Here is a 21,272-nt window from a genome sequence, read left to right as displayed (position 1 = left end):
TCAATAATAAGAAAAAGCGCAATCAGCGCTTTTCTAAAATAACCTCAAATAAATTTCTAGCAACTTCTCTTTTGCTCATTTTATGTAAAGATATTTCTTGTCCTCTTCTTGTAATAATAGTTACTTTATTGTCTGTTGAAGCAAATCCAGTATCTTTTAATGTAATATCATTAGCTAAAATATAATCAAGATTTTTTTTCTTGAGCTTTCCGTTAGCATTTTCAATTACATTTTGACTTTCAGCAGCGAAACCAACTAGAATTTGATTTTTTTTCTTTTGTCCTAATGTCATAAGGATATCATTGTCCCGAATTAACTCGATCTCCAAGTCCTTATCACCCTTTTTTATCTTTTGACAACTATACTCCTTAGCTTTATAATCAGCAACTGCTGCTGCTTTAATAACTATATCTGCATCATCATATTCTTTGAGGATTACGTCTAACATTTCCTGATTAGTTATCACGTCAATAACCTCAACTCCATAAGGCTTTTCTTCATTCGTAGGACCTGATATTAATAAAACTTTAGCACCTCTGTCTCTTGCTTCTGTAGCTATTGCATAACCCATTTTACCAGTGGATCTATTAGAAATAAATCTAACAGGATCAACATCTGTTCTTGTAGGTCCTGCAGTAACTATAACTTTCTTACCCATTAAATCCTTCTTATCGTAAAGCTCACACATTACCTTTTGTAAAATATCATTAGGCTGTGGTAATTTACCCGAGCCTTCATCCCCACAAGCAAGTCTTCCACTGTCCGGATCCATAAATTCATAGCCTAAACTTTTAAGCTTTGATATATTTTCTTGAACAATAGGATTATTGTACATATTCGTATTCATAGCAGGAGCAAAAATTACTTTAGCCTTAGTTGCCATAATTGTTGTAGATAGTAGATCATCAGCTATGCCATTTGCTACTTTTCCAATTATATTAGCTGTAGCAGGTGCAACTAAAAAAACATCTGCTATCTTTGCCAAGCTGATATGCTGAATCTCCCAAGCCTTAGGTTCACTAAACATATCTGTTGCAACAAGATTTTGGCTTATTGCTTGAAATGTTACTGGTGCTATAAACTCTGTAGCAGATTTAGTCATTATTACTCTAACATCAACATTGTTTTTTCTTAATAAACTTACAACATCAAGTGCTTTGTAAACTGCAATTCCACCAGTAACTCCTACTACAACACATTTATTTTTTTTCATAATTATTTTGCATCTTCTTTTCCACTTTCATAGGTAACAGCATCTTCATTAACCTCGTGAATGGCGATTGTTAATGCCTTTTTTGAATCAACCTTAACAAGTGGTTCTGAACCATTTATAATTTGTCTAGCTCTTTTTGATGTAACCATAACAAGAGAATATCTATCCTCAACCTTTTCCAACAAGTCCATTATCGATGGATTAATCATAGTATTATTCATGAATGAAGCCCTCCTTAGATTCTAATATATCGTCTTTAATTCTATCTACTCTACATCTTTCAGCACATATAATGTTTTCTATTTTTTGCACTGCATTTTCTACCGTATCATTTATTATACCGTAATTATACTTTGAAATATAATTTATTTCTTGATAAGCCGAAGAAAATCTTCTCATCAATGATTCTTGAGTCTCACTTTGTCGATTTGTAATTCTTTTCTTTAATTCTTCCATCGATGGTGGAAGTATAAATATGAAGACACCATCTTCTGAATTTTCTTTAATCTTGAGTGCACCTTGAATATCAATTTCTAATATTACATTCTTCCCTGTATTAAGCATTTTATCTACATTTGATTTTGGTGTTCCATAATAATTGCCATAGACTTCAGCCCACTCGAGAAAGTCATTCTCCGAAACCTTACATTCAAATTCTTCCTTTGTTAAAAAATAATAATTAACTCCATGAATTTCTTCCTTTCTAGGTGCTCTTGTAGTTGCTGAAACCGAAAGGTATAAATCATCACGTTTATCTAGAAGTTCTTTGCATATAGTTCCTTTTCCAGCTCCTGAGGGACCAGATATAACTATTAATACGCCTTTTTTATTACTTTTAGTCATCTACTTCATCCGAAGCTTCTTCCTTATTAGACAATCTATGTGCTACTGTCTCCGGCTGAACTGCTGATAAAATAACATGATCAGAGTCTGTTACAATAACTGCTCTTGTTCTTCGGCCATAGGTAGCATCAATTAGCATGCCTCTATCTCTTGCTTCTTGAATTATTCTTTTTATAGGCGCTGATTCTGGACTTACAATAGCAATTAATCTGTTAGCGGAAATTATATTACCAAACCCAATATTAATTAGCTTAATACTCATTGTTTCTTCCTCCATTTACTCAATATTTTGAACTTGCTCTCTTATTTTTTCAATTAAGTTCTTTATGTTAATGACTGCATTCGTCATATCCATATCATTTGATTTTGAACCGATAGTATTTGTTTCTCTATTCATTTCTTGAACTATAAAGTCGAGTTTTCTACCAATAGGCTCATTAATATTTAATGTTTTTCTCATTTGATCTAAATGACTATGTAACCTAGTAATTTCCTCATCCACAGCTGCCTTATCTGCTAAAATCGCGACTTCCATAGCTAATCGTTCTTCATCTAATATTATTCCCTTTTTAAGTTCTTTTAATCTTTCTTCAAGTCGTGCCTTATATTGCTTTGGAATTTCATCTGCAAGAGCTTCTATCTTGTTCACTTTTTCTTCAATGTCTCTCAACTTAAAAAGTATATCCTCTTTAAGTTTTTCTCCCTCATGGACTCTCATATCCAACATAGAGTCAAGAGCTAAATCTAATAAAGGTCCCAATTCTCCTAAAACTTCTTTCAAATTTTCTTCCTGAACTTCAAGAGTTATCACTTCTGGGAATTCAGCTATTTTTGAAACCGTAATATCATCTGTAATACCAAGAGTATTTGACAGTTCTTTAAGACAGTTATAATATTTCTTTGCAAGAGCCATATTAAGAATAGGCATTGCACTATTTTCACCATAATTTTTATAATTTATAAATACATCTACTTTTCCTCTATTTAATCTTTTATTAATTATCTTTCTAATTTCCTCTTCTAAGGCAATCATAAACTTAGGTAATCTTACATTTATATCTAAATATCTATTGTTCACACTTTTCATCTCTATAGAAAATAAATGCGAATTTCCGTCTTCACTTTGAGCTCTTCCAAAGCTAGTCATACTTTTAACCATGTCTTACCTCCCTTCATCTCCTTAGTTATAATAGTTGATTTATATTATAGAGTCAACGCTTTGTTAATAAAATCTTTACAATAACTATATTTTAGAGTATATTATAATGTTTTCATTACGAAACTAAAAATAACCTTTGGATTTCTCCCAAAAGTTATCTTGAAATCTTTGTTTTTGGCAGGTCGGCGTATCCTGCATCTCTATTTACTGCAAAGCAGCGCATGAGGAACCTTTTCTCACCTCAAAAACATATTGTTTTCTTTATTATAGTTCTATTCTCTAGAAAATTCAAGCTTTTATTCAATTTTCCATAAGTCTTCGAAACTTACTAATCTTCCACTAAAAATTCTATTATCTATTTTGCCCTTTGTTATAGGATACATAGTGGCAACATAAATATATTTCTTCTCCAAATCCACCTCTAAACCTAATAACAAAGTACTATCAACTTTCTTAATAAATTCTAAAGCTCCCCCCTGTCCCCTTCTTTTATTTATACCAATATAATCAGGATCTTGAATTATTTTTTCCATAGTTTCTAGCATATTGCACTTAACCCGTTTGGTAAGTTGTTTTCCATGGCGCTTTCTTATATGACTTATTACCCCAGGTGAAGCGTACACGTTCCCATCAAATGAAAAGCCCAACTTTTCTGCTAAAGAAGTATTTATCTGACCTATTTTCTTGTAAGCTTTGTAATAACTTCCCACAATCACATCACCATGCCTTATATTTTTTTGCATCTCATTTAAGAAGTAACATTATCTTGAATAGAAGTGTATATATATATATAATTCTTTCACTATATTATATTCCAACTTATTGATAAAATTTACCTTTATATCAAATAACAACGTATACATATACATTTTTCAACTTAACCTATTTACCTATAGAGATAAAGTGGTAAAATATAAGTTATATAAATTCTTATTAGAGAGGAGATATACCCATGAATAAAAACGAAAAAATTAACTGGGATGAACTTGGCTTTGATTATATCAAAACTGACTATCGTTACATATCAACTTGGAAAGATGGCAATTGGAATGAAGGCACTCTAACAAAAGACAATATGATAACTATAAGTGAATCTTCTACAGCTCTACATTATGGTCAACAATGTTTCGAAGGTTTAAAGGCCTATAGAACTAAGGATGGAACTATTCAATTATTTAGGCCAAATAGAAATGCTTCAAGAATGAATGATTCTTGCGATAAACTTTTAATGCCAGAAATTCCTAACGACAAGTTTATAGATGCTTGTATGCAGGTAGTAAAAGCAAACGAAAGATTTGTTCCTCCTTATGGCACAGGAGGAACATTGTATATCAGACCATTCATTATTGGTGTTGGCGATAATATTGGTGTTAAACCAGCTCCTGAATATATCTTTAGTGTATTCTGTCTTCCTGTGGGTCCATATTTTAAAGGAGGCTTAACTCCTGTTAACTTTATGATTTCAGACTATGACAGAGCAGCTCCATATGGAACTGGTCAACAAAAGGCAGGGGGCAATTATGCAGCTTCACTTCAGGCTCATAAAATTGCTTCAGATAGAGGTTTTGCAGATTGTATATTCTTAGATCCATCAACTCATACAAAAATTGATGAAGCAGGTGCTGCTAACTTTTTTGGAATAACAAAAGACAATAAATTTGTTACACCAATTTCTTCATCAATACTACCAAGCATAACTAAATATTCTTTACTAGAATTAGCAAAGGATTATTTACATCTTGAAACTGTTGAAGAAGATGTATTATTGGATGATCTTGATAGATTCAAAGAAGCTGGTGCATGTGGTACTGCAGCTGTAATTACTCCAATTGGAGGAATTGAATACAAAGATAAACTTCACGTATTCCATAGTGAGACTGAAGTTGGTCCAATAACTAAAAAGCTTTACGAAACTTTAGTTGGTATTCAATTTGGAGATATTGAAGGACCAGAAGGTTGGATTTATAAAGTAAACTAAAAAAGCCCCTATAAGATTCATAAATCTTATAGGGGTTTGTTTTTATAATATTATACAGATTAATCCGCCATTACCCTCATTAATTATTTTCTGGAGAGTTTTCTGTATTTTCACTTGTACATCTTCAGGCATTCTATATAACTTATTCTGTAATCCTTCCTTAACTAGAACCTCTAAAGATTTTCCAAACATATTGCTTTGCCAAAGGCTAGCAGGATCAGTGTCAAATTGGTCTAAAAGAGCCTTAACAAGTTCTTCTGATTCTTTTTCAGATCCCATTATAGGACTTATTTCGGTCTTAATGTCAGCTTTTATAAAATGTAAAGATGGTGCACTTGCTTTAAGCTTAACTCCAAATTTATTGCCTTGTTTAACAATTTCTGGTTCTTCAAATATCATTTCGCTTAGCTCAGGTGCTACCAACCCATAACCAGACTTCTTAACTTCCTCTAAGGCATCTTTCACCTTATCATATTCTTTCTTAGCATAGTTTAATTCTTTAATTAAGGATAATAAATCACTTTCCGATACTACATCTAAATCACAAATTTCACTTAAAACTTTATAGAAAATACCATCCTGTGGTTTTAATAGTATTCTACCCGTTCCAATTCCAAGATCCATTTCTATTAATAGAGAAGTTCCTAAGTACTCATCACTCTTCATACAATTTAGGGATGCCTTTATATCTTTAACCTTTGATATGTCTTTACTCATATCCTTAATTATGTTGAAGAAATCCTTCTTTAGCCAGTGAGTTGGTTCAAGTTTTTCAAGCCACTCTGGCATATCAATATTAATCTCTTTAACTGGAAATTCTTTAAGTACCTGCTTGAATATCTCTTCAATGTCGTCCTCATTCATGTTAAATACATCAAGAACTTGAACTGTAACCTTATACTTTTCCTCCATTTCCATTTGTAAAACCTTAGTCTCAGGTGCATTTGGTTTAGAGCTATTCAAAACAACTATAAAAGGTTTGTTAATAGATTTAAGTTCAGATATTACTCTATCCTCAGCATCTAAATATTCCTCTCTCTCAATCCCAGTAATACTTCCATCTGTAGTTACAACTAAACCAATAGTCGAATGATCTTGAATTACCTTTCTTGTTCCTATCTCTGCAGCATCTTCAAATGGAATTTCGTAATCAAACCATGGAGTATGGACCATTTTTGCTTCTTCACCATCGAGATATCCTAATGCGGCTTTAACAATATATCCAACGCAATCTACCATACGGACTTTAAATCTAATTTCTTCATCAAGACTTATCTCAACAGCTTCATTTGGCACAAATTTTGGCTCAGTAGTATGAATGTTTTTGCCAGACCCACTTTGAGGTAGCTCATCTTTAGCTCTTTCTTTTTTAAAATTATTCTCAATTTTCGGTATAACCATCAAGTCCATAAATCTCTTAATAAAGGTAGATTTTCCCGTCCTTACAGGTCCAACCACACCTACATATATGTCCCCTTGTGTTCTTTCAGCTATGTCCTTGTATATGTTGAAGTTATCCAAGTTATTACCTCCTAAATATTTTTTACAATATATATATATTCTAATGCCTAATAATATATACTAAATTTAAAAATAAATTATGAGAAAATATATATATCATCTTTTATATACTATGCTTGCAGTGTGTATAAAAATGCTTTCTATAAATAAAAAAAAGCATAGAATTTCTTCTACACTTTAACTTACTTTTAATTTATTATGTTTCACTCTTTTTATTTCTTTCCATTAATTCTCTAACGCATTCTTTAGGATTTTTATCTAAAAATAGTGCCTTATATAATACGTCTGTTATAGGCATAGAAACTCCTATTTTCTCCTTCAACTCATAAAAGGCTTTACAGGCCTTGACGCCTTCTACAACCATTCCGACTTCCTTCAGAGTTTCCTCCAAGCTTTTGCCTTCACCTATAAGTATCCCAGCTCTTCTATTTCTAGAATGCATAGAGGTACATGTAACTATTAGATCCCCCATGCCTGTTAATCCATAAAATGTTTCAGCTTTCCCGCCAAGAGCTATTCCAATCCTTGAAATTTCTTTCATTCCCCTTGTCATAAGAGCAGCTTTTGTATTATCTCCATAACCCATGCCATCAACAATTCCAGCTGCTAGAGCAATTATATTCTTAACAGCTCCACCTATTTCAACTCCAATTATGTCCTCGTTTGTATAAACTCTAAAATCAGTAGTCATAAATAAATCTTGGACCTCTTTTGCACATTCCATATTTCTAGAGGTAACTACTAATGTAGTTGGAATATTTGCAGCTACTTCCTCTGCATGACTTGGCCCAGAAAGAATAACAACTGGATTAGGTAACTCTCTTTGAATTACAACAGATAATCTCTCATCAGTTTCAGGGTCTATCCCCTTTGCAATGGATATTATTGGCACATCAGGTTTTATACGTCCACTAAGAGACTTTGCCATAGTCCTTATTACATGTGAAGGTATAGCAAATACTATATAATCAGCAGAAATAATAGCCTCATCTAAATCAGAATATGCCTGAACTCCATTTGGAATAATCAAGCCCTTTATATACTTATTATTTGTTCTATTATCATTAATGTCATTAACGACACTTTCATCTCTATCGTATACTGAAACTTCATCACCTTTTTTTGCTAAAAGAATAGCAAGTGCGGTTCCAAAGCTTCCTCCTCCAATAAAGGCTACTTTGCTCATTACTTATCCTTCCTCTCTCTGTACTCAATTTGTATACCAGTACCTTTAAAATCAAAACTATCTCTTATCTGGTTTTCTAAATATCTTTCATAAGAGAAATGTCTTGTATTATTATCATTTATAAAGAAAATAAATTTAGGTGGTCTATTTGCTACTTGAGTTGCATAATAAATCTTCATTCTTCTTAATCCAACTATTGGTGGCTCTTTCATTAGAACAGCCTTATCTAATACTTCATTTAATATACCTGTAGAAATTCTCTTACTATAATTATCATAACATTTTTTAGCAAGTTCTAGAACCTTATGAGTTCTTTGTCCAGTTAATGCTGATATAAATAAGTATTCGGCATATGATAAGAATTTAAGACTTTGTTGGAAATCAATCTTGAATTTTGCCATAGTATTATCATCTTTTTCAACAAGATCCCATTTATTTACAACAATCATAATTGCTTTCTTCATTTCATGGGCATATCCAATTATTTTCTCATCTTGATCTGTGATTCCTTCTGTTGCATCTATCATTAAAATAGAAACATCAGCTCTTTCTATAGCTGTTAATGTTCTTATTACACTATATCTTTCAATTTCTGCCTTAACCTTACTTTTCCTTCTAATTCCAGCAGTATCTACAAGTATAAATTTTCCTAATTCATTATTTAAGTTACTATCTATTGCATCTCTAGTAGTACCAGGTATGTTAGATACTATTACTCTCTCTTCTCCTAAAAGCTTATTTATTAAAGAAGACTTTCCAACATTAGGTTTTCCAACTACAGCTATCCTAATATATTCATCATCATCTTGTTCAAAAAGTGCTTTATCGAACATTCCAACTACTTTATCAAGCATATCTCCAAGTCCTAAGGCTTGTGTTGCTGATATTGTTATTGGATCTCCCATCCCCAATTTGTAGAATTCCCAGGCATTATTTTCATCCTTTAAAGAATCTACCTTATTTACAACTAAAACAATTGGCTTTTTGCTTTTTCTAAGCATATTAGCAACTTCTGCATCAGCAGGAGTTATACCTTCTTTTCCATCAACAATAAAAACAATAACATCTGCAGTTTCTATAGCTATTTGTGCCTGTCTTCTCATTTGCTTAACTATCAAATCATCACTATCAGGTTCAATACCACCTGTATCTATCATAGTAAAGTTATAACTAAGCCAATCCGCGTCAGCATAAATTCTATCTCTTGTAACTCCTGGAGTATCTTGAACTATTGATATTCTTTTCCCAGCTATTTTATTAAACAATGTTGATTTTCCTACATTAGGTCTTCCAACCATTGCAACTATCGGTTTTGCCATTAGACATCCTCCTTAATAATTAAAATTGATTGATATATAAAGTCCTCAAATATACTATATCGAATAGTATATTCTAAAAAAGATTGATTTTTCAAACTATCTCCCTTTTTTTCAAAAGTCATCTACCTTATGCTATATTACATTAATAATATATTTTAGTCAATTGCTAATGCAGGTTATCCAATGCTTAGCAATAAAAAAAGAGCCTTGGAATAACCAAAACTCCCTTTTAAAGCTATTCATTTAAATCAACATAAGTTCCTGTTTTAACAAAGATTGTACCTTCACATATATTAGTAACTCTATCTCCAATTCTCTCTAGATACTTAGCTACAAATAATAATTGTGCTGTTTCCTCGCTATTACCTTCATTGTTTACAATATTTTTTATAATAGCCTTGAAAATTCTTTTATATAACTCATCTACTTTGTCATCCATCTTACATATTTCATATGCCTTTTCTACATCTCTTTCTATAAAAGCATTAATTGAAAGATTTATCATCTTTCTAACCATCTCTTCCATGTCCCATAGAGGTAAGGCTTCATCTAATATTGAAGAATCTGGAGACTTATTTTTTTTAACTATTTTACAAATATCAACTGCATAGTCAGCCATCCTCTCGAAATCAGTTACTATTTTAATAGCAGTAAATACGTTTCGAAGATCCTTAGCTAAAGGCTGTTCCGTTGCTATAAACTTAATGCATTCTTCTTCAATAGTTTGTTGAAGTTCATCAACCTCATCATCACCATTAATTATATCTTCTGCCATTTTCACATCATGTTTCTTTAAAACGACCATACATCCATATATCTGCTTTTCAACTAAATTCGCCATTAATATCAGATTCTTATTAATTTCTTTTATTCTTTCTTTTTGAGAAATTCTAGTCATTTAAATACCTCCTTATCCAAATCTGCCTGTAATATAGTCTTCTGTTCTTTTATCCCTAGGCTTAAAAAATATATTTTCAGTATCGCCAAATTCAATTACTTCTCCATTTAAGAAGAAAGCAGTTTTATCTGCAATTCTACCTGCTTGTTGCATATTATGTGTAACTATTATAACTGTATACTTCTTTTTTAATTCATGCATTAATTCTTCAACTTTACTAGTAGAAATAGGATCTAAAGCCGAAGTTGGTTCATCCATTAAAATTATTTCTGGTGATGTTGCTAAAGTTCTTGCAATACACAATCTTTGTTGCTGTCCTCCAGAAAGTCCAAGGGCACTTTTTTTCAATCTATCTTTAGTTTCTTCCCATAGTGCCGCTCCCTTTAAACTAGTCTCCACTATTTGGTCTAAAACTCTTTTATCCTTAATCCCATGAATTTTAGGACCATAACAAATATTGTCATAAATTGACATTGGAAACGGATTAGGCTTTTGAAATACCATACCTACTCTTTTTCTTAACGCTATATCATCATAGTTATCATATATATTCTGCCCTTCAAATAACACTTCTCCCTCGACCCTTACACTCTCAATTAAGTCATTAAGTCTATTTAAAGTTCTTAAAAAGGTTGACTTACCACAGCCCGATGGACCTATTAGAGCTGTAACTTCATGTTCATTTATTTCTAAATTTATATTTTTAAGCGCTTGATTTGTTCCATAATAAAGGTTCAAATTTTTTGTTTCTATAATAGACATTACTCTACCTCCTAATTCCCACTATACGACTTTAACACCCTATTTCCAATTAACCTTGCTATTAGATTAAACATTAATACTGCAATGATTAAAACTGCTGCAGTACCATTTGCAATTGCTGCTGCATCTGGAACTACACCTTCAGAGTTTACTTTCCATATATGAACAGCTAAGGTTTCAGCTGGTTTAAATAGAGAAAAGGCAGATACCTTACCTGTTAAACTTATAGTATCAAAGTTTAAATTACCAGAACTAAGTCCCGCTGTATATAAAAACGCTGCTGCTTCTCCAAATATCCTACCTGAGGCAAGAATTATACCTGTTAATATCTCACTCATAGCAGTTGGCAAAGTAAGTCGAGCTATTGTTTGCCATTTACTAGCCCCAAGCCCTAAAGAGGCTTCCTTAACCCTTAAGCTAGCTATTTTTATTGCATTCTCTGAGATTCTTGTCATTGAAGGGATGTTTAAAATACTTACAGATAAGGCTCCTGATATAATTGAGTATCCCCAGCCTGCCATATTAACAAAGACTAACATTCCAAACATTCCTATTACTATTGAAGGAAGAGAAGCCATTGTTTCTAGAGAAATTCTTATATATCTTACTACAAATCCTTCTTTTGCATACTCAGCTAGATATATTCCAGCTCCTATTCCTATTGGAACTGTAATAATTAGAGAAACTAATAGCATATAAAAGGAGTTAAATAATTGAGGCCCAATTCCACCTCCTGCTGAAGTTGATTTAGGAGTTCCAAATATAAAACTTGGTTTTATCATATTCATCCCTTTGGCAATAACATATATAAGAAACGCTCCTAAAATAATAACCACAAAGAAGCTCATTATGTATATAGTTATTGTTGCCAATTTATCCGCTTTTTTTGGGCTCATTAAATTTCACTCCTTTTTTCTATCTTTCTAATTATCACTATAAATAGGAAGGAAATTATTAAAAGTATTAATGCTAATGTCCAAAGAGCATCATTCCAAGGTGTTCCTCCAATAGTATTTGCCATATCCATAGTTATAATACTGGTTATAGTTGCCGTAGGAGCTAATATACTATCAACTAATTTAACAGTATTTCCAATTACCATTTGAACTGCTAGTGCTTCTCCAAAAGCTCTTGCTATTCCTAGCACTACGCCTGTTAAAATTCCATTTTTTGCTCCTGGGATAATTACATTTTTAATAGTTTGCCATCTAGTGGCACCTAATCCGTAGGATGCTTCTATATGTTCAATAGGAATAGTCTTTATAGCATCTATTGACAATGTAGCTATTGTTGGTAGTATCATCAAAGATAACACTAAAATTCCTGCTAAAACGGAGTAGCCTATTCCCCCTACATTTTCCTTTATTAAAGGGACTAAAACCGATACCCCAACCCAGCCATAAACAACTGAAGGAATACCAACTAAAATTTCAAGGGCAGGTTTTATTATTTTTTGTCCTAACTTCTTAGATATAACATTAACAAATATTCCCAAAGCAATAGCAACAGGGGCACTAATAATTACCGCCCCCATTGATATTACTGTTGAACCTACAATAAAAGCCAGAGCCCCAAAAGAGGGCTGGCTTTCACTTGGTTTCCAGTTGTTTGAGAATAGAAATTCCATTATATCGAAGTTTCCTTTTATAAAGGTCTGCGTACCTTTTTGAGCTATAAATATTATGATTGATCCTGTAATAACTATTATTAATAGGCCACATGCAGTTGCAAATATTTTTCCTAAATAGTCATTTAGTAATCGCTCTTTAAAACTTCTCTTCTCCATATAATATCATTCCTTAACATCAAATTATTTTACTTTCATTTCACTTCCTGAAATAAATCCTAATTCTTCAACAGCTTCAACATTATCCGAGCTTAATACATAATCAATAAAGGTTTTAGATAATCCTGTAGCTTCTCCCTTAGTGTACATATGTCCCCAAGACCAGAATACATACTTACCAGTAGTAATGTTTGCTTTTTCTGGAGTTACACCATCTATTGCAACGCCCGTAAGAGTATCTTTTGCATCCCCTTGAAGATATGCAAGTCCTAAATAACTAATTGCTCCATCATTTTGTTCCATTGCTGTTTTTACTGATCCATTTGCATCTTGAGTTGCCCCAATTGCATCATTTTCTAAAGCCTTATCTCCACCTAAAACAGTTTTAACGAAAGTTGCTCTTGTACCTGAAGATGCAGGTCTATGGATTACAAGAATTTCTTTATCAGGTCCACCAACTTCATTCCAATTCTTTACTTGTCCTGAAAAAATCTTTCCTATTTGATCCTTTGTTAAATTTGTAACTCCTAGATTTTTACTAACTGCTACTGCAAATCCTTGAGCAACAACTTGATGATCTACTAATTCCTTTGCTTTCGCTTCATCTAGTTTCTCTTCAGCGAATATATCTGAGTTACCAATATTTACTGTACCTTCAAGGACTTGAGTTAATCCTGTGCCTGATCCACCTGCTTGAGCATTTATTGTATAATCTGGATTTTTTGCATTAAATCCTTCAATTGATTTTTCCATTAGTGGAAATATTGCTGATGAACCACTTATATTAATTAATTGTTCCTCACCAGTACTTTCCTTTGATCCACATCCTACAAAAGCCCCTCCAACCATAGTAACGACTAGCATTCCAACAATAAGTTTTAAATTTCTTTTTTTCATAGTTTGCCTCCAAAAATTTATTTTTTTCATTTTTTTCATGTATTTATCTTACACTTTTATAATATAACCTAAAAGTTAACTCAGTATTACTTTAATGTTAACTAACATTAGATTAATGTTAAAAAAAATTAACATTGGCCTATTTAAAAAGAGTTATTTATCACTTTTTATAAATGCTCTAACTTGACAGTAAAGGTACTCCCAACCCCCACCGTACTATCTATAATCATTTCTCCATTAAATGTTTTAACTATATGTTTAACTATTGCCAAACCTAATCCTGTTCCGCCACTTTTTCGTGCTTTATCCACTCTATAAAATCTTTCAAATATTCTAGGCAAATCAGCTTTAGGAATTCCTATTCCGGTATCATTAACCTGTAATATATAAATCCCCTTCTCCGAATAACTGCTTACCTTGACCTTTGATCCTGAATTAGAATATTTAATTCCATTTTCAACTAAGTTTAAGACAAGTTGTAGAAATTTATCTCGGTCACCATATAATAATTGCTGATTATCTTGATCGACCTCCAAAGAAATATCCTTTGTTTCTGCCAAAGCTTTAACCATATTTAACACATCTTCAATTATAACATTAGGCAGAAACTCTTCTTCCTCTCCAAAAGCATCACTTTCTATTTTCGAGAGAACCAATATATCATTTATTAGTCTACTTAATCTTTCCGATTCTTTATTAATAATATCCAAGAACTTTTGTCTAGTTTCCTCATCTTCAACATATTTTAAAGTTTCTGCAAAACCCTTTATTGATGTAAGAGGCGTTTTAAGTTCATGGGATACATTTGTTACAAACTGACTTCTCATATTTTCAAGCCTTTTAATCTCTGAAATATCTTGTACTGCAATTACTTTTCCTATCTTCTCTAAATCATATATAATAGAGGCCTTTTTCACTTTTAATTCTCTTTCAATTGGATGTAAAAGCTTGATTTCTCCTTCTATATCATCTTCATTATTTAAAAATTTGTTTACATCGTAATCTTTTATATAATCAGAAATCAGTTCTCCTGTTATGTCTTTTCTTATTCCAAATATTCTTTTTGCATAGGGATTAATAATAATTACCCTATTTCTTCTATCTACAGCTATAACTCCACTTTCCATAGAACTTAATATCGACTCTAATCTATTTTGCTTATCTATAACTTGATTGATTTGATTTTGAAGCTGATCTGCCATATTATTAAAAGTTCTTCCTAAGGATCCAATTTCTCCTTTAGACTTTTCCTTTACTCTAATATGCATATCCCCATTTGCAATTCTAGCTGTAACATTTTCTAAATCCTTTAAAGGTTCTATAATAGCTCTTACTAATTTCATTGCTAAAAAAATTGAAAAGCTAAAAACTATTAATATTATAATAAACCAATAAATTATATTATCCCCCTTGAAAAAAACTATTGTTTTAAAAGGTATTGATGTTCTTAAAATTTGCCCATTATCCAGCTTAGTAGCATAATATATCAGTTTTTCTCTTGTAGTATCGCTTAATCTAACTGAAGAACCTTCACCATTATTTATAGCATCTTGTACTTCTATTCTATTTAAATGATTCTCCAAGTTTTTTCCTGTACTATCATATAATACAGTTCCATTACTATCAATTAGAGTACACCTTACTTTAACATTATTAATTTGATAATCTTCTATTAGTTTTTCATCTTTTATATTTAGTTTTATTGCATAATTATTCAGGTTTTTTAAAGAATCTTTTGTTCTATTAATCTCTTGAATATTTGATATTACAACAAATAGACATGTGGCACTAATTAAAGCAAATAATACTGTTATTATAACCGAAGTTAGTATCTTACTTCTCATTGCTTTGCAATGGGTTAAACCTATACCCCACGCCTCTAATTGTTTCAATAAATCTAGGATTTTTATCATCCTCTTCTATTTTCTTTCTTATATATCTTATATGGACATCAACTGTCCTTGTTTCACCAATATATTCATATCCCCATATCTTATCTAATAAGGTTTCCCTTTGAAGTATTTTCCCCTTATTCTTAATTAAAATTTGAAGAAGTTCAAACTCTTTTAATGTTAAATCTACTTTAACATCCTCAATAAAAACCTCATGTCTCTCAAAATTAATCTTAAGTCTTCCACTTTCGAAAACTTCATCAAGCCCCTCTTCTCTGCTTCCAGCTCTTCTTAGAACAGCCTTTACCCTGGCAAGTAATTCTCTTATAGAAAAAGGCTTTGTAATGTAATCATCCGCACCTAACTCTAATCCTAATATTTTATCGAACTCTTCACCCTTTGCTGTGAGCATAATTATGGATGTATTTGAACTTTCCTTATTTCTTTTTATTTCCTTACAAACATCAAGACCATCCATTCCAGGTAACATCAAATCAAGAAGCAACAAATCCGGTTTATTTTCCTTTGCAAGCTTCAATGCATCCAACCCATTATTTGCTGTAATAACCTTATATCCAGCATTAGTTAAATTAAATTTTAGTAACTCTACAATATGTTCTTCATCATCAACTATTAACACTTTTTCCTCAGCCATTTTTATTCCCCCTATTTCAATATTGCAAATGAAAATAACCTTCCATACGCTCCCTTTGAAGATCTATAGGAATGCAATTTGATTTCTTTTGAACAATGAGTGCACAATTGAACTGAATTAATATTCTCCTCAATAACTCCATGTTCTCTAAGATCATTCAAAATACATTCTTCCATATTTAAGTTTCTACCTAGAAACAATTTATCTTCACTTATGTTCTTTTCTTTAATAAAATTATTTTTTAATTCTTCTGATACTTCATAACAACACTTTCTAATATGAGGCCCAATATAAGCCTTTATATCCTTATGATCTACTTTGTACTCTTTTATAAGTTTATCTATAGTCTTTTTTGTAATTGATTTATATGTTCCTTTCCATCCAGAATGAATTGCTGCAATTACGCCTTTATTTCTATCCACTAAAATTATTGGAACACAATCAGCTGTAAACACTCCAATTATCGAATTCCCAACATTTGTAATTAATGCATCTCCCTCTGTTTCAATAACTTCATTTTCTTTTTCCCCATTAAAAACCACAACTTTATCAGAGTGAATTTGTTTTAAATATACTACATTATCTACGTTAAATTCTCTTTTCAAATTATTCAACTCTTTGCATCCCTCGTCTGTATTCCTATTAAAATTCTTCTCTTCCTCTGCTGTTGAGAACACAACCTTTATTTCATTATTGTCCATTACTAAATAATCTTTATATCTATTTAAGGAATTAGCCTTTAATTTTATCATTATTCCTCCTTACCATACTAGGATTAGTTTAACATTATATAATCTAATTATCTATTTTAATACATTATAATTAACTTAACTTTAACCTGAATTTAAAGCAAAAAAAGCCCCTGAATATATCAGTTGCTCTAAAGTTTATCTTTTACTTGTCATTAAGCCTTTAATTTCCTCTAAGAAAGTATTTATGTCTTTAAATTGTCTATAAACAGATGCAAACCTAACATAGGAAACTTCATCAACACCCTTTAATTTATCCATTATCATTTCACCAATATAATCACTTTTAACTTCAGTTAACATTTTATTAGAAATAATTTTCTCGATATATTCTGCTATATCTTCAATTTGCTGTCTGGATACAGGCCTTTTTTGACATGCAATAATCAAACCATTTACTATCTTATCCTTATTAAAATGTTCTCTAGTTGAGTCCTTTTTAATAACAAGAATAGGTATATCTTCTATCTTTTCATATGTAGTATATCTCTTTCCACAGGCTAAACATTCTCTTCGTCGTCTAATAGTATTATTATCATCAGTTGATCTTGAATCAACTACCTTACTCTCTTCAAAGGAACAGAAGGGACACTTCATTACAATTCCACCTTTTCCAGTTTGAATTTTATATATATAAATTATAACCGTTTTTCTTTTTTTTATCTAGTGCTATTCCTATCTATAGTGAAATTTACTCTAGATTCACTTCTTACCTCCTCTGAAAAAAAATTTAAGCTGTCTCAAAATATATTAATATTTTGAGACAGCTTTTATGATTTATTTTTCTTTAAATATATTTTATGCTTTGTTTTTCTTTAACAGTGCTAGAACTGCCATTCCAACAAGAGAACCTGCAACTAGTGCTATGAAGAATCCAAGTGGACTTCCTATAACCGGTAGTACGAATATTCCACCGTGAGGTGCTCTTAATGTAGATTCAAATGCCATTGATATTGCTCCTGCTCTTGCAGATCCTGCTATACATGCTGGTATAACTCTTAGTGGATCTGCTGCGGCAAATGGTATTGCTCCTTCTGTTATAAAGGATAACCCCATAATATAGTTTGTTATTCCTGCTTCTCTTTCACTTTTAGTAAACTTCTTCTTAAAGAATGTTGTACAAATTGCTATTGCAAGTGGTGGTACCATACCACCAGCCATTACTGCTGCCATAATTTCCACTAGCTAAAGATGCTGTTCCGAATAAATAAGCTGCCTTATTAAATGGACCACCCATATCTATTGCCATCATACCTGCAACAACTATTCCAAGAAGAATTCTACTAGTTCCTCCCATTGAATTAAGACCAGCTGTAATTGCTGTAGTTATTGATCCAAAGAATGGATTTATAAATACCATTACAAGACATACTAATAATAGTTCAAATACTGGATATAACAATATTGGTTTTATTCCTTCAAAGGCTTTTGGTAACCCACTAAATACTTTCTTTAAGCCTAAAACTATATAACCAGCAAGAAACCCTGCAAATAATGCCCCTAAGAAGCCTCCACTTACTACTGATATAGAAGAGTCAAATGCGCTTGCATACGTTGTACCGGCCTTTGCAAGTGCTCCACCAACAAAACCAAGTGCTAAGCCTGGTCTATCAGCTATACTCATAGCGATATATCCTGCTAATATAGGTAACATAAAGTCAAATGCAGTTCCTCCTATAGTTTTGAAGAATGCTGCTATTGGTAAATTACTACCAAATTTTGATGGGTCAATGCTGTAATCATCAAGTAAGAATGCTATTGCAATTAATATACCTCCACCAATAACAAATGGTAACATATGAGAAACACCATTCATTAAATGTTTATATATTTGTCTTCCTATACCTTCTTTTTCGTCTAAGCTATCATCTGAATCTGAACTTTTAGATCCATGGTTATAGACAGGTACATTTCCACTAATAGCTTTATTTATAAGTTCTTCAGATTTGTGTATACCATTTGAAACCTTAGTTTGAATAACCTTTTTACCATTAAATCTTTCCATAGATACATTTTTATCTGCTGCTATAATTATACATTCAGCATCTTTTATTTCTTGCTTAGTTAAAACATTTTTGGCTCCACCTGCTCCATTAGTCTCAACTTTTATAGATACTCCCATTTCATTTGCTTTATTTTCAAGACTTTCAGCTGCCATATAAGTATGAGCAATTCCTGTTGGACAAGCTGTTACGGCTAAGATTCTATAACTTCCTGCTTTCATTTTATCATTCTCCTTATTAACCTTAATATTTTCATTTTTATCAATAAGTGCTAAAAATTCTTCTTTACTTTTTGCATTAATTAACTGATTCTTGAAATTAGCATCCATTAGCATAGTTGCTAATCTAGCCAATACTTCTAGGTGTAGGTTGTTTTCTCCATCTGGAGCTGCTATCATAAAAAATAACTTAACAGATTCTCCATCTAAAGAATCAAAATCAATTCCATCTCTAATTACCATAGCTGAAAGTCCTGCTGCTTTAACTGCTTTTGTTTTTGCATGAGGTATTGCTATTTGATCTCCAATACCTGTAGTACTTAAGCTCTCTCTTTCTAAAACAGCTTTTTTATATGCTTCTTTATCATTTAAATTTCCTAAGCTATCCATTAAATCTACAAGTTTAGTTATAGCTTCATCCTTTGTACTAACTTTTGTGTTGAGATCAATCCCACTAATTTTTAATAAATCAGTAATTTTCATTATAATCTACCTCCCATTATTTTATTTCTTTTAATAAAGAATAAACTTTTTCTTTTGTTGCTAACCCATCAGAAAATGCACTGGCACTTCCTGTTGCAACCCCCATTTTAAATCCTTCTCTAATATCCTTATTATTTAAATACCCAGCTATAAATCCCGCTACCATAGAATCTCCTGCTCCAACAGAATTTTTAACAATTCCCTTTGGAACACCGCTTATTGTTACACCCCCATTAGATTCTACAAGTATAGCACCATCTCCAGCCATGGAAATAATAACATTTTCAGCACCCATTTCAATAAGCTTTTTAGAATATAAAATAATTTCTTCTTGGGTTTTAATTTCGACATTGAATACTTCCCCAAGCTCGTGGTGATTTGGCTTTATTAAAAACGGTTTATATTTTAGTACATTTAATAGTAATTTCCCTGTTGTATCTACAATAAATCTAATGCCTCGACCATCAAGTCTTTTCATTATGCTTTCATAAATATCCTCTGGTAATGATTTTGGTATACTTCCTGCCAAAACCAATATATCGTCCTCACATAATGCATCTAGTTTATTGTAAAGACCCTTTAAATCTGTTTCAGTTATATCCGGTCCACCACCATTAATTTCTGACTCTTTATCTGTCTTTATTTTTACATTTATTCTAGACATACCATTTTCAAGATGGATAAAATCAGTTAAACATCCTAGTGCCCTAACACTTCTTTCTATTTCAACTCCTGTAAATCCCGCTATATAACCAAGAGCTTTATTTTCTACGTCCAAATTATTTAGTACAATAGAAACATTAATTCCCTTGCCTCCAGGATATACTTTTTCTCCAACACTTCTATTAACATGACCTAAATTAAAATTTTCAACTTTTACTACGTAATCTAGTGCTGGGTTAAAGGTAATTGTATAAATCATTATTTGATCACTTCCTTTATTTTAGTAAATTCTCTATAGGATTTATCTTCTAATAATGTAGTAATTATTGTAGCACTATTAATATCCCCAAAAGTTATAGAACTTATTTCATCAAACTTAGATTTATCGCAAATGATATATGCTTCCTTACTTCTGTTTAAAGCCTCTTCCTTTACCATTGCTTCACTAATATCAGGTGTTGTATAACCTCTTTCTTTATGGATTCCATTAGCACCAAAAAAACCTTTTGCAAAATTATATTTTCTAAGACTATTTATAGCTTCTACTCCAACTATCGCTTCAGTAATAATTTTAAGTTCCCCACCTAAGATGTATGTTTTGAACCCTTTTTCTATCAGCTTCTTAGCATGGACTATTCCATTAGTTACAAAAATTGCTTTTTTTTCTGTTATAAAGTCAATCATCAATTCTGTTGTTGTTCCAGCATCCAAATAAACCATATCATTTGGTTTGATTAACCTAGCTGCATATTTTGCTATAATAATTTTTTCTTCAATATTTAGAGCTTGTCTATTTTGAACTTTCTCTTCAATAGTATTTATAAGTTTTTCTTTTATTGACGTAGCGCCACCATGAACCTTATTAAGGGACCCATTTTTATTTAGTGTATTTAAATCTCTTCTTATTGTTGATTCTGATGTATCTAAATATGTAACTAAATCGTTAACATACAGCACAGATTCTTTTTCTAATTTATTTAATATTAGCCTCTGTCTTTCCTCTGTTAACATTTACATCACTCCCTTACAATCAATATACTTCAAATT

At 31.6% G+C, this 21,272-nt stretch carries 21 protein-coding genes and 1 pseudogene; 1 reads left to right on the top strand and 21 read right to left on the bottom strand.

Translation table 11 applies throughout. The features are described from left to right. Nucleotides 1-22: 22 nt before the first annotated feature. The 6 genes from coaBC to CLVI_RS02155 form a co-directional block, all read right to left on the bottom strand. Nucleotides 23-1,213 (bottom strand): bifunctional phosphopantothenoylcysteine decarboxylase/phosphopantothenate--cysteine ligase CoaBC, encoded by a 1,191-nt coding sequence (gene coaBC / locus CLVI_RS02180; protein WP_106058473.1) that lies wholly within the window; start codon nucleotides 1,211-1,213, stop codon nucleotides 23-25. A 2-nt stretch (nucleotides 1,214-1,215) separates the two neighbouring features. Further along, the gene (rpoZ, locus tag CLVI_RS02175) at nucleotides 1,216-1,434 is read right to left on the bottom strand and encodes a DNA-directed RNA polymerase subunit omega (RefSeq protein ID WP_106058472.1); all 219 of its coding nucleotides are present in this window, start codon (nucleotides 1,432-1,434) and stop codon (nucleotides 1,216-1,218) included. Next, a complete protein-coding gene (gene gmk, locus CLVI_RS02170) occupies nucleotides 1,427-2,056 on the bottom strand; it encodes a guanylate kinase (RefSeq protein WP_106058471.1) in 630 nt (209 codons plus the stop codon). The genes rpoZ and gmk overlap by 8 nt, the downstream gene beginning before the upstream one ends. Next, a complete protein-coding gene (gene remA / locus CLVI_RS02165) occupies nucleotides 2,049-2,318 on the bottom strand; it encodes an extracellular matrix/biofilm regulator RemA (protein WP_106058470.1) in 270 nt (89 codons plus the stop codon). The genes gmk and remA overlap by 8 nt, the downstream gene beginning before the upstream one ends. Before the next feature lie 15 nt (nucleotides 2,319-2,333). Next, the gene (locus CLVI_RS02160; RefSeq protein ID WP_106058469.1) at nucleotides 2,334-3,215 is read right to left on the bottom strand and encodes a YicC/YloC family endoribonuclease; all 882 of its coding nucleotides are present in this window, start codon (nucleotides 3,213-3,215) and stop codon (nucleotides 2,334-2,336) included. A gap of 296 nt (nucleotides 3,216-3,511) precedes the next feature. Beyond that, entirely contained in the window at nucleotides 3,512-3,925 is a 414-nt protein-coding gene (locus CLVI_RS02155) for a PBECR3 domain-containing polyvalent protein (protein WP_106058468.1), read from the bottom strand. A 242-nt stretch (nucleotides 3,926-4,167) separates the two neighbouring features. Here CLVI_RS02155 and CLVI_RS02150 point away from each other — a divergent pair, with 242 nt between their 5' ends. Continuing rightward, nucleotides 4,168-5,193 carry a branched-chain amino acid aminotransferase gene (locus tag CLVI_RS02150; RefSeq protein WP_106058467.1) on the top strand — a complete coding sequence of 342 codons (1,026 nt, stop codon included), beginning with the start codon at nucleotides 4,168-4,170 and terminating at the stop codon, nucleotides 5,191-5,193. 42 nt (nucleotides 5,194-5,235) lie between these two features. On the opposite strand, the gene spoIVA is transcribed toward CLVI_RS02150, so the two are convergent. The 15 genes and pseudogenes from spoIVA to CLVI_RS02075 form a co-directional block, all read right to left on the bottom strand. Further along, entirely contained in the window at nucleotides 5,236-6,714 is a 1,479-nt protein-coding gene (gene spoIVA / locus CLVI_RS02145) for a stage IV sporulation protein A (RefSeq protein ID WP_106058466.1), read from the bottom strand. Nucleotides 6,715-6,910: 196 nt separating this feature from the next. Next, nucleotides 6,911-7,900 (bottom strand): NAD(P)H-dependent glycerol-3-phosphate dehydrogenase, encoded by a 990-nt coding sequence (locus CLVI_RS02140; protein ID WP_106058465.1) that lies wholly within the window; start codon nucleotides 7,898-7,900, stop codon nucleotides 6,911-6,913. Beyond that, nucleotides 7,900-9,219, bottom strand: a complete 1,320-nt coding sequence (der, locus tag CLVI_RS02135) for a ribosome biogenesis GTPase Der (protein WP_106058464.1) — start codon at nucleotides 9,217-9,219, stop codon at nucleotides 7,900-7,902. The genes CLVI_RS02140 and der overlap by 1 nt, the downstream gene beginning before the upstream one ends. Nucleotides 9,220-9,454: 235 nt before the next feature. After that, nucleotides 9,455-10,117 (bottom strand): phosphate signaling complex protein PhoU, encoded by a 663-nt coding sequence (gene phoU / locus CLVI_RS02130; protein WP_106058463.1) that lies wholly within the window; start codon nucleotides 10,115-10,117, stop codon nucleotides 9,455-9,457. 12 nt (nucleotides 10,118-10,129) lie between these two features. Beyond that, nucleotides 10,130-10,879 (bottom strand): phosphate ABC transporter ATP-binding protein PstB, encoded by a 750-nt coding sequence (pstB, locus tag CLVI_RS02125; RefSeq protein ID WP_106058462.1) that lies wholly within the window; start codon nucleotides 10,877-10,879, stop codon nucleotides 10,130-10,132. Between the two features lie 11 nt (nucleotides 10,880-10,890). Then, the gene (pstA, locus tag CLVI_RS02120; protein ID WP_106058461.1) at nucleotides 10,891-11,775 is read right to left on the bottom strand and encodes a phosphate ABC transporter permease PstA; all 885 of its coding nucleotides are present in this window, start codon (nucleotides 11,773-11,775) and stop codon (nucleotides 10,891-10,893) included. Further along, the gene (gene pstC, locus CLVI_RS02115) at nucleotides 11,775-12,665 is read right to left on the bottom strand and encodes a phosphate ABC transporter permease subunit PstC (RefSeq protein WP_106058460.1); all 891 of its coding nucleotides are present in this window, start codon (nucleotides 12,663-12,665) and stop codon (nucleotides 11,775-11,777) included. Before pstC ends, pstA begins: the two co-directional genes overlap by 1 nt. Before the next feature lie 24 nt (nucleotides 12,666-12,689). Then, nucleotides 12,690-13,562, bottom strand: coding sequence for a phosphate ABC transporter substrate-binding protein (locus tag CLVI_RS02110; protein WP_106058459.1), 873 nt, complete (start codon nucleotides 13,560-13,562; stop codon nucleotides 12,690-12,692). 167 nt (nucleotides 13,563-13,729) lie between these two features. Then, nucleotides 13,730-15,406, bottom strand: a complete 1,677-nt coding sequence (locus CLVI_RS02105) for a HAMP domain-containing sensor histidine kinase (protein ID WP_106058458.1) — start codon at nucleotides 15,404-15,406, stop codon at nucleotides 13,730-13,732. Further along, a complete protein-coding gene (locus CLVI_RS02100) occupies nucleotides 15,396-16,109 on the bottom strand; it encodes a response regulator (protein WP_106058457.1) in 714 nt (237 codons plus the stop codon). The genes CLVI_RS02105 and CLVI_RS02100 overlap by 11 nt, the downstream gene beginning before the upstream one ends. Before the next feature lie 11 nt (nucleotides 16,110-16,120). Continuing rightward, nucleotides 16,121-16,861 carry a peptidoglycan editing factor PgeF gene (pgeF, locus tag CLVI_RS02095; RefSeq protein WP_106058456.1) on the bottom strand — a complete coding sequence of 247 codons (741 nt, stop codon included), beginning with the start codon at nucleotides 16,859-16,861 and terminating at the stop codon, nucleotides 16,121-16,123. 135 nt (nucleotides 16,862-16,996) lie between these two features. Further along, the gene (nrdR, locus tag CLVI_RS02090; RefSeq protein ID WP_106058455.1) at nucleotides 16,997-17,455 is read right to left on the bottom strand and encodes a transcriptional regulator NrdR; all 459 of its coding nucleotides are present in this window, start codon (nucleotides 17,453-17,455) and stop codon (nucleotides 16,997-16,999) included. A gap of 201 nt (nucleotides 17,456-17,656) precedes the next feature. Continuing rightward, nucleotides 17,657-19,562: pseudogene (locus CLVI_RS02085) on the bottom strand (PTS fructose transporter subunit IIABC). A gap of 16 nt (nucleotides 19,563-19,578) precedes the next feature. After that, on the bottom strand, nucleotides 19,579-20,484 hold the full coding sequence (gene pfkB / locus CLVI_RS02080; protein ID WP_106058454.1) for a 1-phosphofructokinase: 906 nt from the start codon (nucleotides 20,482-20,484) through the stop codon (nucleotides 19,579-19,581). Then, a complete protein-coding gene (locus tag CLVI_RS02075) occupies nucleotides 20,484-21,236 on the bottom strand; it encodes a DeoR/GlpR family DNA-binding transcription regulator (protein ID WP_106058453.1) in 753 nt (250 codons plus the stop codon). The genes pfkB and CLVI_RS02075 overlap by 1 nt, the downstream gene beginning before the upstream one ends. Between the last annotated feature and the right edge of the window lie 36 nt (nucleotides 21,237-21,272).

The sequence above is a fragment of the Clostridium vincentii genome (assembly GCF_002995745.1).
Classification (GTDB): Bacteria; Bacillota; Clostridia; order Clostridiales; family Clostridiaceae; genus Clostridium; species Clostridium vincentii.
The sequence above is the reverse complement of the archived record's forward strand: the minus strand, read 5'-3'. Positions and strand labels throughout refer to the sequence as shown.